We start from the raw sequence: 18040 nt of genomic DNA on the forward strand, positions 1-18040 counted from the left end.
CTAAATGAAACAGCAGGCTTTCATTAAATTTTACTAAAAAATATGAAAAAAATTATTCTCTATCTGATCTTCTCTGCATTAATAACCTCTTCCCTGGCTCAAAATGTCACAGTAGGACTGGGAGGGAAACCACTTTTAAAGTCAGTTGTAAAAAGCAATATCCAAGGGAGTCCGTATTTTAACAGCCATCTTACCACTGGCAAAATAAAAACCGCTGGTCAACAGGAGTTTGAAGTAAAGAATTTAAGATATAATTTGGAAACGCAACAATTGGAATACATTGAAAACGCCAATGTATATATCGTTCAAGATGCTATTCAATCATTTACGCTAATAGATTCGCTCGGAAAGCTAAATGAGTTTCATCTGTTAAAATCAGGAAATACAACTGGCTTTTACAAAATAATTGTAAATGGTAACCCTGCACTTCTGAAACAATACTCAGTTAGCAAAGAGTCGGTTCAGGATTGGTATACAAAAAAAACATTGGAGAAACTCGTGCACCACGATCAATACTTTACCAATAAAGCTGGAGTGATTCAAAAACTTATTCCTTCAGCTAAAAGCCTAAGCAAGATCATGGCAGATAAAGAAACGGAGGTAATCACAATGATTAAAAGTGAACAATTGAATCCAAAGCGTGAAGATGATCTTATTAAAATTTTTAACTTCTATAATTCTTTAAAATAGCTGCGTTGCAAAGCACCTCACGCCATAACTCAGATTAAACAATAGTTATTTGATACTTTTCTACCAAAATACTGGTCTGCTTTTCCTGACTCCTGAATTACCTTTCTCCCATATATTTATCTTATTTTTGTAAAAGAAGGGAAAAGGAACCGCGGTGTTGAAAAAATCTTTTGATTATCCACACATCATAACTACAACAATAGGCTTTATTTTCAGCCATTTACATCGTTTTAAACAATAGATGTTAATAATTATTTCTGGGCTGAATAGTATAAATTGGTAAACTTATGTTGTATTTTTCTGCCAATTGGCACGGTTCTTTAATTTAATTGTATATGGAAGAAGAATTCTTTTTTGAATCCAACGAAGACGCACAACGTTCGGTAGAACGCTACGAAGAGATGATCCGCAATCAGGATCAGTATTTTTTCGATGCGGGCGCCTTTGAGTATATTGTAGATTTTTACATTGAAAAAAATGATCCGGTAAAGGCTTTGCAAGTGGTAGATTACGCCGTTAATCAACACCCCTATGCAACCGTATTTTTAATTAAGCAAGCACATCTTTATATTCTCACAAATGATCATGACAAGGCTTTCCTTGCTTTGCAGAAAGCCGAATTACTGGAACCATCAGAGCCAGATATTTATTTGTTACGTGGTAATATTTTTCAAAATACCGAACGCTTTAGTGAGGCTTTAGAAAATTATGAAAAGGCTTTAGGTTTGGCAGAAAGCACTGATGAGATACTTTTGCAAATGGCTTATGTATATCAAAGCATGAGTGATTACGAAAGTGCCATTACTTATATTAAACTCAGTTTGGAACAAAACATGGAAAATCAGGACGGCCTTTATGAACTGGCTTTCTGTTATGATGTGTTAGATAAACAAGAAGAAAGCATCAACTTTTATCAGCAATACATTGATACTGATCCTTATTCTTATGCCGCCTGGTATAATTTGGGTAATAGTTTTCATAAGCTTAATCTTTTCGAAAAAGCGATTGATGCATATGATTATGCCATTTTAATTAAAGAAGATTTCAGTTCAGCTTATTTTAATAAAGGTAATGCCCTGGTGCAACTAGATAAGTACGATGAAGCCATCGACGTTTACAAACAAACTTTCGAATATGAACAACCCAATGCAGATACATACTGCGCAATTGGTGAATGCTATGAAAAGTTAGAAAAAATGGACGAAGCCCGTTCTTACTATAAGAAATCGGTAAAAATGGATCCGAAAATGGCAGATGCCTGGTTTGGAATTGGCGTAACGTTAAACCATGAGGAACGCTATTTTGAATCCTTACATTTCTATAAAAAAGCAATTGATTTGGAAGCTGAAAATCCAGATTTCTGGTTTGCCATGGCCGATGCTTATTACAAACTTGGCCAGATTGAAGAATCTATTACAGCTTACGAAAAGGTTTTAGAATACAATCCTTTAGATATCGAGGCCTGGCTGGATTTTAGTACCGTGCTGTACGAGCAAGGAAAACTGTTAGAGGCATCAGAAACAATGGCCGAAGCAATTAAAAATAATCCTGAAGCTGCAGAGCTTTACTACCGCATGGTTGCTTACCTGTTTGCATTAGGAAATTATGCAGATGCGCTCGGCTTTTTGGAAACCGCGTTAACAACTGATCCTGATAAGCATTATATCTTGTTTGAGTATTTACCTCAATTGCAGGATAACAGTGCCATTATTAATCTTATTAACCGCTATATTCGCTAACAGCCTTTTGAGAAAAATTTAACAAATAAATCTCAAAATTTTTTTCACTTTTGTACGCATATGAATTACCCATTATTAAACGTTCCTGAACGTCCTGCTAAACCACGCCAGAAAGGCCTTACAATGGTTATGGATAAAGGATTGAGCCTGCGCCAGGTGGAAGATTTTATTGAAGTTGCCGGTCTACATACAGATATCGTAAAGTTAGGCTGGGCTACATCTCATGTTACGCCAAACCTTAAAGAAAAATTAGCTTTATATAAAAGTGCCGGTATTCCTACCTATTTTGGAGGAACACTATTTGAAGCCTTCATCATCCGTAATCAGTTTTCAGATTATCAACGTATTCTAGACCAATATGGCATGGAATACGCCGAAGTATCAGATGGTTCTATCGAGATTGAGCACGATTTGAAATGTGGTTACATCACTGAATTAGCTAAACAGGTTACCGTAATTTCTGAAGTGGGCAGTAAAGATGCCGCTAAAATATTTGCACCGTATAAATGGATCAAATTAATGAAAGCGGAGATTGAAGCTGGTGCATGGAAAGTAATTGCTGAGGCACGTGAAGGTGGAAATGTTGGTATTTACCGCGGTAGTGGCGAGGTTCGTGAAGGTTTAGTAGACGAGATTTTAACTCAGATTCCGGAAGAAACCATTATCTGGGAAGCTCCACAGAAAGAACAACAAGTTTGGTTTATTAAACTAATTGGAACGAATGTAAACCTCGGTAACATTGCTCCAGCGGAAGTAATTCCTTTAGAAACCATCCGTTTAGGATTAAGAGGCGATACTTTCGACTATTTCCTGAATCAGACTAAATAAATTAGAAATTGACCTTGCGAGGCAAAAAGCAATCTGAATCTTTTGATCATCCAGATTGCTTTTTGCTTCGCATTGACGTAAATACACCTATGAAAACTTACGGCTTAATCGGATTTCCGCTATCTCATTCTTTTTCTAAAAAGTATTTTACAGAAAAATTTTCAAATGAAAGCATTGCTGACCATCAATATGAGCTTTACGCTATTGAAAACATTAAATCCCTGCCAGATTTATTAAGCACCAATGAAACCATTTGCGGTTTAAATGTAACCATTCCGCATAAAGTAAGTGTACTTCCCTTTTTAAATGAGATTGATGAGGCTGCAGAAAAAATTGGTGCCGTAAACTGCATATGCGTAAAGCGCTTTCAGGGCGAGACGTATTTAAAAGGTTTTAATACCGATGCATATGGGTTTGAGAAATCTTTGACACCGCTGCTGAAGCCACAACATATCAAAGCCCTGGTTTTTGGTGATGGCGGAGCTGCAAAAGCAGTTAAATACGTATTAGAAAAATTGGGGATCGGATACCAGGTTGTGGTTCGAAAAGTAGCAGAAAATGCCATTTTGTATTCGGAAGTAACACCTGATATTTTAGCCAGTCATAAATTGCTGATCAATACTACCCCATTGGGCATGTCGCCCAATGTAGATACTTATCCTGATATAGATTATTCAAAAATTGGAGACCAGCATTTAGCTTACGATTTAGTTTACAATCCATTGGAAACAGCCTTCCTTGTAAAAGCAGCAGAACGTGGGGCTGTTACTAAAAATGGTTTAGAAATGTTGCATCAGCAGGCCGAAAAAGCCTGGGCAATATGGAATAAATAAGCTAATTCTATGTTTAGTATGAAAAAAGATAATCAAGACTTATAAAGAACAATGAAATTAAAATACATCATCTTTTTTCAAGTTGTTCTATTGCTATCTTTTTCTGCCTGCCGTGATCATGATTATAGCCCAAAACCTAAAGCTTATTATCGCATTGAGTTTCCAAAAAAGGCTTACCAACCCATTTTAGCACCAGTACCTTTCAGTTTTGATTATCCTAAGTATGCAACTTTGGAGAAAGATATAAGTAGAGATGCACAAAAAAACTGGTACAATCTGCATTTTAAACAGTTTAATGGTTACCTGCATTTAACTTACTATGATGTATCTGGCAAAGGGGAATACGAAAACATGGTTGAAGACGCCCGGAAGTTAGCATTTAAACACACTATTAAAGCCAGTGCAATAGATCAGAAAGTCATTTATTATCCTGACAGGAAAGTATACGGCATTTATTATGCGATAGAAGGTAACACAGCCTCATCCGTCCAGTTTTTCCTCACAGATAGCACTAAACATTATTTCAGGGGTGCCTTATATTTTAACGAGCGCCCGCAATATGATTCGATTGCACCCGTAATCAGTTTTATTAAAAAAGATATAGATACCCTAATCTCTACCTTCAGGTGGAAAAACAAATAACATTATGATTACCGTAAAAACCTTAACCTTTAATGCTTACAGTGAAAATACATATGTTTTATTTGATGAAACAAAAGAATGTATAATCATAGATCCGGGAATGTATGAGGGCCATGAGCAAAATGAATTAGTTTCTTTCATTAAGGAAAATGCACTTAAGCCGGTTTTATTGTTGAATACGCACTGTCACCTCGACCATGTTTTTGGAAATAAATTCGTTTTTGATACTTATGGATTAAAACCTCAATTTCACGAAGGAGAACTTGTGGTGCTGAATGCTGTTCCAGGATATGCGCCAGCCATGGGTTTTACACAATACCAGGTTTCTCCACTTCCGGATACTTTTTTAACCGAAGAAGATACCATCAAATTTGGGAATAGTTCACTTTCTATCATTTTTGCGCCAGGTCATTCGCCTGCGCATTTGTGCTTTTATAGCGCAACAGATCATACTTTAATAGGTGGAGATGTGTTGTTTCAGGGAAGTATCGGCAGAACAGATCTTCCTGGCGGAAATCATCAGCAATTAATTCAAAACATTTCACAGCGCCTTTTCGTTCTACCTGAAGAAACAACAGTCTATCCCGGTCATGGTCCGGCAACAACTATTGGTTACGAGAAAAAACACAACCCATTTTTTTAAACAATAACGGATTATAAACAAGCAAAAAATTGCGTGGGGAGTTCGCAAGCTTTGGCCTTTTACCTTTAAACCCCCAACCTTTTAACTATCTTTACCACTGTGAATACGCCCCTATATATTGCCAAACGTTATTTGTTTGCAAAAAAGTCTACCAATGCCATTAACCTGATATCCGGAATATCTATGGTTGGTGTTATGGTTGGCAGTGCGGCGTTAATTATCATTCTTTCCGTATTTAATGGTTTAGAAACGGTGGTACTCGGTCTGTTTGATACGATGACACCAGAACTGGTTATTGTTCCTGCAAAGGGAAAAACATTTGATCCGAATACCAGCTACCTTGCTTCACTTCAAAAAAATAAATCAGTCTTTTCTTACACAGAGGTTTTACAAGAAAATGCTTTACTAAAATACAACCAAAAACAGGCTGTAGGTATGGTAAAGGGAGTAAGTTTAGCTTATTTGAAAAACAGCAAACTGGATAGCTCAATCAGAGAAGGACATTTTACTTTACAGGATAAAAATGGTTTCACCGCTGTGATCGGCTCTGCCTTGCAAAGTCAGCTTGCCGTAAATACACTCGATCCATTCACCGAACTAGAGATTTTTTCCCCTAAAAAAACAATTGCAGTAAATACCTTAAACCCGACTGAAGATTTTGTTAATAAAAGCATCAGAGTGAATGGCGTATTTGAAGTGCAACAGGAGTTTGATAATGGAATTATTGTTCCACTGGCCTTTGCAAGAGAACTGCTTGGAGAAGAAAAAAACGTTTCTACTATCGAAATTAATCTTCAACCAGGCACTGATGTAGATCGCTTCAAAGAAGAAGTCGCCACAAATCTTGGTGAAGGCTTTGAAGTGCGGAACCGGGCGGAGCAAAACCGTTCGCTTTACCATATTCTAAACACGGAGAAGTGGGCTGTTTATATCATCCTCACCTTTATTTTAATCATTGCTATTTTTAATATTATTGGTTCTTTAACTATGCTGGTGATTGATAAAGTGAAAGATATTGCGATCTTAAGTAGCCTTGGGGCAAGTAAAAAACTGATTAAACGAATCTTTCTATTCGAAGGTATGATGATTACGATGTCTGGTTGCATACTGGGACTTATAATTGGGTTGATTTTCTATTTTATTCAGCACAATTACGGCATTATTAAAATGGGCGAAGCGAATCTGTTAATGGAATCTTATCCAATCGGACTAAAATGGAAAGACTACGTTTTAGTCTTCGTAACGGTTGGATTTTTCTCGTTTTTGGCATCAGCTTTGTCATCAAATTTAAGTGTTAAAAAGATAGATCAAATTAATCAAACAATATAAGGGATGAAGTTAGTTAAACAAGCATTTGTATTTTTTGTGATCATCGGATTGGCGGTGACAGCTTGTAATAGAAAGGAAAAAGCTGGAGAAGAAGAAAGTAATGTTAAAATCGTAAAAGGATTATATAGTTTTGGTCCGGAAATGAAATCTTTTACCATGTGCAATGATGGACGGGAATATTGGGTTGCCGATAGTGTGAAAAACCTGGAACTTTCTTACAGCAACCTTAATTTCGAAAAACCATACGAGCCCGTTTATGTTGAGTTAGAAGGTTACTTTGCGAAGTCTGATACTTCAGCGGTTTCAGCAGATTTTGACTCTACATTAGTCGTAACTAAGGTTCTGAAAATCAGCAAGGAAATCCCTGATGGACCCTGTGCACAATAATTGACTCACTTCATTTGTTAGTTCGGAACTTTCCCGGATTTTATATTTATGGATTTCCACCCCATTACCAAAACTCGATTAATCTGGCTTGATATGGCGTTATTGAGCTTGGAGGATTAAAAATCCTCAGGAAGATAAGCCTGAATTATAAATCCAGACTAACTTGCGTTCGTTAGTCCGGAAATTTTTTCCGGACGTTTATATCTATGGATTTTCAATCCATCGACATAACCCTATTAATCTAGCTTGGTTTGGCGGTATTAAGCTCGGAGGATTAAAAATCCTCAGGAAGGTAAGCCTCGATTATAAATCTGGACTAACTTGCGTTCGTTAGTCCGGAAATTTTTTCCGGATCTTAGACCTATGGATTTGCAATCCATCACCACAATTCGATTAATCTAGATTGGCTTGGCGTATTAGGCTTGGAGGATTAAAAATCCTCAGAAAGGTAAGTCTGGATTATAAATCCAGACTAGCTTGCATTTGTTGGTCCGGAAATTTTTTCCGGACGTTTATATCTATGAATTTCTAATCCATCACCACAACTTGATTAATCTAGCTTGGTTTGGCGTATTAAGCTTGGAGGATTATAAATCCTCAGGAAGATAAGCCTAGATTATAAAATCAGACTGACTTTCGTCCGTTAGTCCGGAAATTTTTTCCGAACGTTTATAACTATGGATTTTAAATCCATCACCACAAATCGATTAATCTAGCTTGGTTTGGCGGTATTAAGCTTAGAGGATTAAAAATCCTCAATAAGATAAGCCTGGATTAAAAATCCAGACTAGCTTGCGTTTGTTAGTCCGGAAATTGTTTCCGGATTTTATACCTATGGATTTCCAACCCATTACCACAATTCGATTAATCTAGCTTGGTTTGACGTATTAAACTTGGAGGATTAAAAACCCTCAGGAAGATAAGCCTGGATTATAAATCCAGACTAACTAGCGATTGTTAGTCCGGAAATTTTTTCCGGACTTCTATAACTATGGATTTCCAATCCATTACCACAAATCTATTAATCTAGCTTGGTTTGGCGTATTAAGCTTGGAGGATTAAAAATCCTCAGGAAGATGAGCCTGGATTATAAATCCAGACTAACTTGCGTCTGTTAGTCCGGAAATTTTTTACGGCCGTTCATAACTATGGATTTACAATCCATCACCACAATTCGATTAATCTAGTTTGCCTTTGTAGTATTAAGTTTGGTGGATTAAAAATCCTCAAGAAGATGAGTCTGGATTTAAATCCAGACTAACTAGCGGCTATACAAAAAAAGCTCGAATCATTTGTTTTGATTCGAGCTTTTTTTACAGTTAATGCATACTACCAGTAAATACCGTATAGTGCAACTAATAAACCAACAATAATTAAGGCGCCCACTGCGAAACCAGGCGTGGTCTTAAACATGCTGGCATCAATTTCAAGTCCTTTTGGATTTGCAATGCCTTTTCTATTTTCGGTTAAACTAATCAATACCATTCCTAAAATACAGAATACGAATACAATTCCCATTCTATCCAAGAAAGGAATTTCATAGATACCTGCTGCTGTTTTAACTGAGAAACCTATTCCTGATAAGAAAGAGAGATCCATCATTCCAGGTAAGAATTTTAATAAAAGTGATAAACCAAAACCGCCAATGGTGGCAAATAATGCAGCATTTGAAGTAGATCTTTTCCAGAAGAAGCCTAAGATAAACATGGCAAAGATACCTGGAGATACAAAGCCCGTATATTCCTGAATGTATTGGAAACCACCTTTTTTATCGATTCCTAAATGAGGTGCAATCAAAACGCCTAAAACCATGGCCACTACAACAGCAATTTTTCCAGTGAAAACCAGGTCTTTTTCAGATGCATCTGTTTTTAAAACCTTTTTATAAATATCAAGGGTAAAGATAGTAGCGATACTATTTGCCTTACCAGCCAATGAAGCCACCACCGCAGCCGTTAACGCTGCAAATGATAATCCTTTCAATCCCGCAGGCAACAAATTTAATAATACCGGATAAGCGCGATCTGGATTTACAGAACCATTCTGCATCATTTCAGATTGGAAAGCACCATCTTTATACAACACATAAGCTGCAATACCCGGAAGCACCACAATAATTGGCATTAATAACTTTAAGAAAGCCGCGAAAAGTAAACCACCACGGGCTGTTTTTAAATCAGCTCCTAACGCGCGTTGAGTAATGTACTGATTGCAGCCCCAATAGTTTAAGTTCACAATCCACATACCACCAATTAGCACACTTAAACCTGGTAAATCGATATAATTTTCATTATCAGGTTTTAATATCATTTGGAAATGTTCCGAAGCTTTTGATGTCATTAAACTATAACCTTCCAAAACACCTGATGTACCATAGTGTGTAGAAACCAGGTTTAAAGCCAGATAAGTTGTAGCTAAACCACCCAGAATTAAAAAGAATACCTGGATTACGTCGGTATAACCGATAACCTTCATTCCACCAAGTGTAATTAAAATGGCAAATGCGGCAATGGCATACATACAAAAAGTTAAATCAAAACCTGAAATACTACTCACCGCTAATGCGCCTAAATATAAAATAGAAGTTAAGTTAACTACTACATATAATAACAACCAGAACACGGCCATGATCATCGCTACCGTACCATTATAGCGCTGATGCAGAAATTGCGGCATGGTTGCGATTTTATTCTTCAGGTATACCGGAATAAAAAATACGGCAACAATTACGAGTGTAAGCCCACCCATCCACTCATAAGTAGCAATGGCAAGCCCCATTTTAAAACCAGATCCACTCATTCCAATAAACTGCTCTGCAGAAATGTTTGAAGCAATTAATGATGCGCCAATTGCCCACCAGGTAAGTGATCCTTCAGCTAAAAAGTAATCTTTAGAACCTGTGGATGCAGATTTTTTCTTATTGTAGATGTAAAGGCCGTAGGCTGCTACAATGACGAAGTAGATTGCAAATACGATGTAATCCTTCGTGTCCAGTAAGTTTTGTTTCATTGAATGATAAAAGGTTATTTGGTTTAGAAATCTAAATGTAGTAAAATCATAAACTAATATTAACTTTTTTTTAAACAAAAAACGTTAAAAAGACGTTTATTAATCTATGATCTTACTAAAACATTTGATTTAGATATATCTGTTGATCAGATTTTCGAGATATTCTTGTCTGCCGCTTCTCACTTCAGGCTCTCCGTTTTCAGCAGCATAATTTCTCAAATCTTCCAAACTAAGCTTTCCTTGTTCAAATTCTGCACCTTTACCGCTATCGAAAGAAGCGTAGCGTTCGCTCCTTATTTTTTTGTAATCAGATTTTTGAAGAATCGCATCAGCAGTGATTAATGCACGGGCAAATATATCCATCCCACCAACGTGTGCATAAAACAAATCGTTTTGATCTGTAGAGTTTCTACGAATTTTCGCATCGAAATTTACACCGCCACCCTGAAGGCCTCCGCCTTCTAAAATGATCAACATCGATTCTGTCAATTCATTAATATCGTTTGGAAATTGATCAGTGTCCCAGCCGTTTTGATAATCGCCACGATTGGCATCAATTGAACCCAGTAAACCACTATCAACAGCAACCTGTAGTTCATGTTGGAAAGTGTGGCCAGCTAAAGTAGCATGATTCACTTCCAGGTTTAACTTGAAATCATTTAATAAATCATATTGTTTCAAGAAACCTTTCACTGTGGCCGCATCATAATCATATTGGTGCTTAGAAGGCTCACATGGTTTAGGTTCGATAAAGAAAGTACCCTTAAATCCTTGTTTACGGGCATAATCTTTCGCTGTGTGTAAAAATTGCGCCAAGTGCTCTTGCTCCCGTTTCATGTTCGTGTTTAACAGGCTCATATAGCCTTCTCTTCCACCCCAGAACACATAGTTTTCTCCACCTAATGCAATTGTAGCATCTAATGCAGCTTTAACTTGTGCAGCACCATGCGCCAGCACTTTAAAATCCGGATTAGTAGATGCACCGTTCATGTAACGCGCATGACTAAATAAATTTGCAGTACCCCAAAGTAATTTCACGCCGCTATCTGCCTGTTTTTGCTTAGCATATTCTACCAACGTCTGAAGTCTGTTCTCGTTTTCTGAAACGTTATTTCCATAATCAACCACGTCTACATCATGGAAACAATAGTAAGGCAATTGCATTTTAGTAATAAATTCAAATGCAGCATCCATTTTATCTTTAGCCCTTTCAATGGCATCTTTCTTTTCATCCCATGGGAAAACGTGGGTTGCGCCGCCAAAAGGATCTGCACCGTTTGCGTTAAATGAATGCCAGTAAGCACAAGCAAATTTAAAATGCTCATTCATTGTTTTTCCGGCTACTACTTTATCGGCATCATACCACCTGAACGCTAATGGATTATCGCTTTCCAGGCCTTCAAATTTAACCTGATCTATACCTTTAAAAAATTCTTTTTCTCCTGTTACTACGTTTTTCATTGCACTCTTATTTTGCGGTTCTGTTTATAATAATTTGATTAAAATTTCTTTCCATTCCTGATATATCGGCTCATATTCTTTAGAATTTTGAGGACTTAAGGTTTTTATTACCTGATGTTGGGTAAAGGCATCTTCTGCGTTCTTAAAAATTCCGGCACCAATTCCTGCGCCTAGGGCTGCACCAACACTCCCATCATTTTCATATAATTCTACAGGAATGCCCGTTATATCAACGAATGTTTGTGCAAATACATCGCTCAAAAATAAATTTGCCCTACCAGCACGGATTACTTTTGGCTTCATACCATTTTCCCTTAATATATCCAGCCCATACCTGAAAGAGAAAGCAATCCCTTCCTGCACGGCGCGAAAAATATCTGCCTGCTGATGGAGATTTAAGTCAATGCCGATTAATTGTCCGCCAGTAAATTTGTTATTTAACATTCTTTCTGCACCATTTCCAAAAGGCAACACTTTAAGCCCCTTACTTCCAATAGGTGATGTTGCAGAAAGCTTGTTCAATGCTGGATAAGTAGCATCAGGTGCGAAATTATGTTTAGCCCAACGGTACATGCTCCCTGTGCCGTTGATGCAAAGCAATACACCGGTATGTTTCTTTTCTTTGGTATAGGTTACATGGGCAAAGGTATTTACACGCGATTGCTGATCATACGTCAATTCATCGCTTACACCATAAATTACACCAGAAGTACCGGCAGTAGCAGCAACTTCTCCAGGTTTAAATACATTTAATGACAACGCATTATTTGGCTGATCTCCGGATTTGTAAGAAACCGGAATCCCAGTTGTAAGTCCGAGTAAACCTGCCACTTCCGCATTTACTGTTCCGTGTGAAGAGAATAAGGGCTTAACCTCTGGAATCAACTTTTCGTCGAACCCATAGTACTTCATTAAATCGTTGGAAATTTCATCCTTTTTAAAGTCCCAGAAAATCCCTTCAGACAAAGCTGGGATGCTGGTAGTAATGCTACCAGTTAATTTCATGGCGATATAATCACCCGGAAGCATCACCTTATCAATCTGACTATATATCTCTGGTTCGTTTTCTTTTACCCAGGCCAATTTTGACGCTGTAAAATTTCCTGGAGAATTTAATAAATGTGAAAGCGATTTTTCATGACCAATAGCTTCAAAAGCCCCTTCACCTAATGCTACCGCCCGGCTATCGCACCAGATAATGCTGTCTCTTAAAACATTTTGTGCTTCATCTACAATCACCAGACCGTGCATTTGATAAGCAATACCTATCGCTTTAATTTCCTTCAGATCAAAACCCGCATTCTTATTAAGCTTTAAAATTGCCTGCTGTACATTCTCCCACCATTCTTCCGGCGACTGTTCTGCCCAACCATTTTTAATAGCTTTTATTTCTGTTTCCTGATCTGGATATTGAACGGTAGCGACACACTTTTGCGTAGTTGCATTTACTACTGCAACTTTTATTGAAGATGTACCAATATCTATCCCTAATAAATACATTTGTTTATAATTAATTTTTAATATCTGGTTATGCAAACGGTTGCATAAAGTTAATCGTAAAAATGCTAATCGCAAATTTTTTAGCTTTTATTAATTATTTTTAAAGAAATTGTCAATAATTCTAAAATTTAGCAAGCTAAATGAGAGATGGAAAGATTACCTTCTAAGCACATAAGGCTATGTAATAATAAATTTTTATACTTTTAACTCAAGCAAATTTAATTATGCAACAAATATCCTGGGATGATTTTGAAAAGGTTGAACTCAGAATCGGAACAATTATAGAAGCTTTTGAATTTCCGGAAGCCAGACGCCCCGCTTATAAGTTGAGGGTAGACTTCGGTGAATTAGGCATAAAAACCAGTAGTGCTCAAATAATGAAACATTATACTTTGCCAGAGTTGATTGGCAAACAAATTATTGGAGTGGTGAATTTTCCAAAGAAACAAATTGGAAAATTTATGTCTGAATTTTTAGTTACAGGCTTTGCGGATGAAAATGGCGATATTGTATTATCGGCCGTAGAACGCAAAGTACCTAACGGAAGTAAATTGGTATAAGTTGGCAAAGGCAGATCAAAGTGATTCTGATAGCCTTTCGTTTACCTAAAATATCATATTATCAACTTCAACTTATAATTTGCGAGACCACCAAAAATCAGCGGGAACTGTTTTACATATGATTTAATAATCAAAGCTAGACCAAAAAACCGCATTATGCTATAAAATCAACTTAAGTCAGCATTAAAGATTCCCTATATTTGCGCCATGAGTTTTTACAATTTCGAGGAAACAAACCCCGAGGAAGAAGATATCCATTATATGAAGCTGGCTTTGGAAGAGGCTAAAAAAGCTTTAGCTGAAGATGAAATTCCCATCGGTGCAATTGTGGTGAGTAAAAACCGGATTATCGGTCGTGGCTATAACCTAACCGAACGCTTTAATGATGTAACCGCACATGCCGAAATGCAGGCCTTTACATCAGCATCACAAACCATTGGCGGAAAGTATTTGAAAGATTGCACCTTATATGTAACCATAGAACCTTGCGTAATGTGCGCCGGAGCCAGTTATTGGACACAAGTAAGCAGAATTGTTTACGGGGCGAGGGAAGAAAAGCGAGGTTTTATTTCTAAAGGCTCAAATCTACTTCACCCAAAGACTATTTTAAAAGGTGGCGTAATGGCTGATGAATGTGGCCTGTTAATGAAAAGTTTTTTTGAGAAAAGGAGATGAGGAGTAGCTGGTATTAAGACTGGTTGCTAAAGTAGAAATTGGGAAGTATCACTAGCTGGTATCAGGTATCAAGACTATGCTAAAGTAAAAGCGGGAGATCGATGTCTGACAGTATTTGTTAGTCAGTATTAGGTATCAGGACCGCATGCTAAACAACTAATTATTCTTAATTCAATAAAGTTTTCCTTACAGGAGGAATAAGAACCAGTAAGGGCGCATTACCTTAATGATTCTTAACTTCTTAATGTTTTCAATAAGGAGTTAAGCGGTACCTGATAATTCTGAATCCTTCTATCCAGTCTTTTATTAAATAAGCAAGTCTACTTTGCAACATCAACTTCACATTAAAAACCAAAATACCATTTGATGATAATAACATGAACAAATCTTAACCTACGAATGTTATATTTGCTCAACAAACATTTTTAAATTTAAAACATAAAACTATGGCTTTTGAATTACCAGCGTTGCACTACGCTACAGACGCATTAGAACCGCATATTGATAAAACTACCATGGAAATTCACCATGATAAACATCACCAGGCTTACGTAACCAACTTGAACAAAGCTGTTGAAGGTAAACCTGAAGCGAACCTAAGCATAGAAGAAATTGTTAAAAACATTTCAAAATATCCTGCTGCTGTTAGAAACAATGGTGGTGGCCATTATAATCACTCTTTATTCTGGAACGTGTTAGGTCCAAATAAAGGTGGTGAGCCAACTGGCGATTTAGCAAAAGCGATTAACGAAACTTTCGGCTCTTTCGCTGAATTAAAAACCAAATTACAAGAAGCTGGTGCAACCCGTTTCGGATCTGGTTGGGCTTGGTTATCTGTTGGTGCTGATAAAAAACTTCAGGTTTCTTCTACTCCAAACCAGGATAATCCTTTAATGGATGTTGCTGAAGTAAAAGGTACGCCTATCTTCGGTATTGATGTTTGGGAGCACGCTTATTACCTAAAATATCAAAACAAACGTCCGGATTACTTAGCTGCAATCTGGAATGCGGTGAATTGGGATGCTGTTGCAGAACTTTACAAAAAAGCAATCTAAGCAAATAATAACATTTAACGAGAAAGTCCCGGTCTAAAATCGGGACTTTCTTGTTTTAAGATAATTACCTAACTTTACCACAATTAAAATATTCGAAATGAAGAGGGTTATATTTTTACTTTTAGTTTTTGTCGGGATAAGTGGTTTGGCAAATGCGCAACAAAACAAAATGCCAACGCCAGATGAGATCGCGAAAAAGAACGTGGAGGATTTAGACAAAAGGCTAAAACTAAATGATACTCAAAAAAGTGTAATTTATCGTTTTACCTTTAATCAGGCGAAAGAACAGGCAGATTTGGTTAAAAGACAACAAGCAGGAAATTCTCGCGAAGATGATGTAGATAAATTCTACAAACTACAGAACGAAACTTCCAAAAACATTCGCAACGTACTAAAAGGTGAGCAACAAACCGAATATGATAAAGTAATCGAGGAACGTTTGAGCGGCAAATCTGCTAAAAACAAAAATAAGAAAAAGAAAAAAGGCGAAGAGCAAGAAGTAGAAGGTGATATTAAAGGATTACTTTCCGCACCTCCAATTGAACCGCAAAAACAATAAATTATTTATTATTCATGTACCTCAGTAGTTGAATAGTCTAATTAAATTGAGCTTTCTATTCACCTACCTTATTTAAATTCCTACGATATCTTTTTTCTTCTTTTGTTTCATTGCTTTGGGAATAATCTCTAAAATCTCATCTTTCAATGCATTCAACATTCTTTTCTTAATAAAATTTTTGTGGGTAACCAAACTGATTTCGCGTACCGGCTCAGGCGATTTAAAATGACGGATTTTCCCGGTTTGTTTAGCACTTAATTCTGCAATAGCCAACTCTGGCAATAATGTAGCGCCACCATTTAGGTCGACCATTCTAATGAGCGTTTCTACACTTCCTGTATTATATTCTAAACCTTGCAACCTGTTATTTTTGGTAGATCGACAAATGTTCAAGACCTGATTGCGCATACAATGCCCTTCATTCAGTAACCAGATATTTTCCTCATTAAGATCTTCTGCATCTACGGCTTTCTTTTTATAAAGCTTACTGTTCTTACTAATATAGCTTACAAAATTTTCATAATAAAGAGGTGTTTCCGAAATGTTAAGATCTGTTAACGGCGTTGCCAAAATACCACAATCCAACACGCCTGTTTTAAGGTGATGGATAATGTCCTCCGTAGTATATTCCCATATTAGCAATTTAAGATCAGGATATTTCTCCAGCATGGCAGAAATTACTTCGGGCAATAAATACGGTGCTACAGTAGGAATCACACCTATTTTAAGTTCGCCTAAAACATCCTGCTGCTGACTGCTAATGAGTTCTTTCACCTTTCCACTCTCCTGCAAAATCACCCTGGCCTGCGCAATTACCTGCGCACCAATTTCAGTTGGAAAAACGGGCTGCTTGCTCCGATCAAATATTTTCACACTAAGAAGTTCTTCCAGCTTTTGCACCTGCATACTCAGTGTAGGTTGCGTTACAAAACACTTTTCAGCAGCAGTAACAAAACTTCTATAAGTATCAACTGCAACAATATATTCTAACTGAACTAAAGTCATATAGCGAAAATTGATTTATTTATTCAAATATATCATTTTTAACTATAACTTTAAATGAATGATAAAATGAGTAAGTGATAGAAGGGATATTTAACTGCTTGGCGCACGAAATATAGCTATACTCAATACCTTTAACATTCTCTCATTCAAAATTCAATTATTCTCTAATTTCTTAATACTTGCTTTCAAAATCCTGGTAAGCCACCGCAATTCCTTCGCGAAGCTCAACCTGATGTTTCCATCCTAAATTATGCAATTTGGTTACATCCATTAACTTCCTTGGTGTTCCATCAGGTTTGGTTGTATCAAAAACCAGTTCACCTTCATAATTCAAAACATCTTTTATTAAAAGCGCTAAATCTTTAATCGTTAAATCATGACCTGTACCAATATTGATCAGATGACGTTCATTATAAGACTCCATTAAAAAATAACAAGCATCAGCCAGGTCATCAGCAAATAAAAATTCACGCATTGGCGACCCTGAGCCCCAAACCACAATCTCTTTTATATCGTTAATCTTTGCTTCGTGAATTTTACGAATCAATGCCGGTAATACATGGGAATTCTCCGGATGATAATTATCATTGTAACCATATAAGTTAGTTGGCATTACGGATATAAAATTAGCGCCATATTGATCGCGGTAAGCATCGCACATTTTAATTCCTGCAATTTTTGCTATAGCATAAGGCTCATTGGTTTCTTCTAAAGTTCCGGTTAACAAGTAATCTTCCTTTAAAGGCTGTGGAGCCAATTTAGGATAAATACAGCTTGAACCTAAAAACATCAGTTTCTTAACTTCAGTGAGGTAAGCATTATGAATTACATTATTTTGAATCGCTAAGTTTTCATAAAGAAAATCTGCCCGGTAAGTATTATTCGCTACAATACCACCAACTTTTGCCGCTGCCAGAAAAACATAATCCGGTTTTTCAGCTGCAAAAAAATCAGTCACTGCTTGTTGGTTTCTAAGATCCAGCTCAGCAGATGTTCTGGTGATGATATTACTATATCCTTCTTTAACCAATTTCCGATGAATGGCAGATCCTACCATGCCGCGATGCCCGGCTACATATATTTTTTCGTTCTTTTCCACAGTTCTTATTATAGATTACAAAAATA

General features: G+C 36.8%; 17 protein-coding genes. 12 read left to right on the top strand and 5 right to left on the bottom strand.

Annotated features, from left to right (window positions below; all coding sequences use genetic code 11):
- Positions 1–42 precede the first annotated feature (42 nt).
- The 8 genes from SOM16_RS03215 to SOM16_RS03250 all read left to right on the top strand — a co-directional run bounded on the left by SOM16_RS03215 (position 43) and on the right by SOM16_RS03250 (position 7091).
- The gene (locus SOM16_RS03215) at positions 43–690 is read left to right on the top strand and encodes a hypothetical protein (protein ID WP_320462546.1); all 648 of its coding nucleotides are present in this window, start codon (positions 43–45) and stop codon (positions 688–690) included.
- A 335-nt stretch (positions 691–1025) separates the two neighbouring features.
- On the top strand, positions 1026–2429 hold the full coding sequence (locus tag SOM16_RS03220; RefSeq protein WP_320462547.1) for a tetratricopeptide repeat protein: 1404 nt from the start codon (positions 1026–1028) through the stop codon (positions 2427–2429).
- A gap of 60 nt (positions 2430–2489) precedes the next feature.
- Entirely contained in the window at positions 2490–3257 is a 768-nt protein-coding gene (locus SOM16_RS03225; RefSeq protein ID WP_320462548.1) for a phosphosulfolactate synthase, read from the top strand.
- An 89-nt stretch (positions 3258–3346) separates the two neighbouring features.
- On the top strand, positions 3347–4090 hold the full coding sequence (gene aroE, locus SOM16_RS03230; protein WP_320462549.1) for a shikimate dehydrogenase: 744 nt from the start codon (positions 3347–3349) through the stop codon (positions 4088–4090).
- Positions 4091–4141: 51 nt separating this feature from the next.
- The gene (locus SOM16_RS03235) at positions 4142–4732 is read left to right on the top strand and encodes a gliding motility lipoprotein GldD (protein ID WP_320462550.1); all 591 of its coding nucleotides are present in this window, start codon (positions 4142–4144) and stop codon (positions 4730–4732) included.
- 4 nt (positions 4733–4736) lie between these two features.
- Positions 4737–5375, top strand: a complete 639-nt coding sequence (locus SOM16_RS03240) for an MBL fold metallo-hydrolase (RefSeq protein ID WP_320462551.1) — start codon at positions 4737–4739, stop codon at positions 5373–5375.
- A gap of 99 nt (positions 5376–5474) precedes the next feature.
- Complete coding sequence (locus SOM16_RS03245; RefSeq protein WP_320462552.1) at positions 5475–6704, top strand: ABC transporter permease; 1230 nt, start codon at positions 5475–5477, stop codon at positions 6702–6704.
- Positions 6705–6707: 3 nt separating this feature from the next.
- Positions 6708–7091: a hypothetical protein gene (locus SOM16_RS03250; protein ID WP_320462553.1), complete on the top strand. Its 384-nt coding sequence runs from the start codon at positions 6708–6710 to the stop codon at positions 7089–7091.
- A gap of 1329 nt (positions 7092–8420) precedes the next feature.
- On the opposite strand, the gene SOM16_RS03255 is transcribed toward SOM16_RS03250, so the two are convergent.
- The 3 genes from SOM16_RS03255 to SOM16_RS03265 all read right to left on the bottom strand — a co-directional run bounded on the left by SOM16_RS03255 (position 8421) and on the right by SOM16_RS03265 (position 13061).
- On the bottom strand, positions 8421–10100 hold the full coding sequence (locus SOM16_RS03255; protein WP_320462554.1) for a sodium/sugar symporter: 1680 nt from the start codon (positions 10098–10100) through the stop codon (positions 8421–8423).
- A gap of 129 nt (positions 10101–10229) precedes the next feature.
- Positions 10230–11561, bottom strand: coding sequence for a xylose isomerase (gene xylA, locus SOM16_RS03260; RefSeq protein ID WP_320462555.1), 1332 nt, complete (start codon positions 11559–11561; stop codon positions 10230–10232).
- A gap of 24 nt (positions 11562–11585) precedes the next feature.
- A complete protein-coding gene (locus SOM16_RS03265; RefSeq protein WP_320462556.1) occupies positions 11586–13061 on the bottom strand; it encodes a xylulokinase in 1476 nt (491 codons plus the stop codon).
- A 224-nt stretch (positions 13062–13285) separates the two neighbouring features.
- Between SOM16_RS03265 and SOM16_RS03270 the strand changes: the two genes are divergently transcribed.
- From SOM16_RS03270 to SOM16_RS03285, 4 genes are all read left to right on the top strand, one after another.
- On the top strand, positions 13286–13621 hold the full coding sequence (locus SOM16_RS03270; RefSeq protein WP_320462557.1) for a tRNA-binding protein: 336 nt from the start codon (positions 13286–13288) through the stop codon (positions 13619–13621).
- 207 nt (positions 13622–13828) lie between these two features.
- Positions 13829–14296, top strand: a complete 468-nt coding sequence (locus SOM16_RS03275) for a nucleoside deaminase (protein WP_320462558.1) — start codon at positions 13829–13831, stop codon at positions 14294–14296.
- 446 nt (positions 14297–14742) lie between these two features.
- On the top strand, positions 14743–15351 hold the full coding sequence (locus SOM16_RS03280) for a superoxide dismutase (protein ID WP_320462559.1): 609 nt from the start codon (positions 14743–14745) through the stop codon (positions 15349–15351).
- Between the two features lie 97 nt (positions 15352–15448).
- Positions 15449–15910, top strand: a complete 462-nt coding sequence (locus SOM16_RS03285; RefSeq protein WP_320462560.1) for a hypothetical protein — start codon at positions 15449–15451, stop codon at positions 15908–15910.
- 72 nt (positions 15911–15982) lie between these two features.
- Here the strand turns inward: SOM16_RS03285 and SOM16_RS03290 are convergent, their stop codons facing one another.
- Positions 15983–16915, bottom strand: coding sequence for a hydrogen peroxide-inducible genes activator (locus tag SOM16_RS03290; RefSeq protein WP_320462561.1), 933 nt, complete (start codon positions 16913–16915; stop codon positions 15983–15985).
- A 172-nt stretch (positions 16916–17087) separates the two neighbouring features.
- Entirely contained in the window at positions 17088–18014 is a 927-nt protein-coding gene (gene fcl, locus SOM16_RS03295; RefSeq protein WP_320462562.1) for a GDP-L-fucose synthase, read from the bottom strand.
- Positions 18015–18040 lie beyond the last annotated feature (26 nt).

Source organism: Pedobacter sp. CFBP9032 (assembly GCF_034045265.1).
Lineage (GTDB): Bacteria > Bacteroidota > Bacteroidia > Sphingobacteriales > Sphingobacteriaceae > Pedobacter.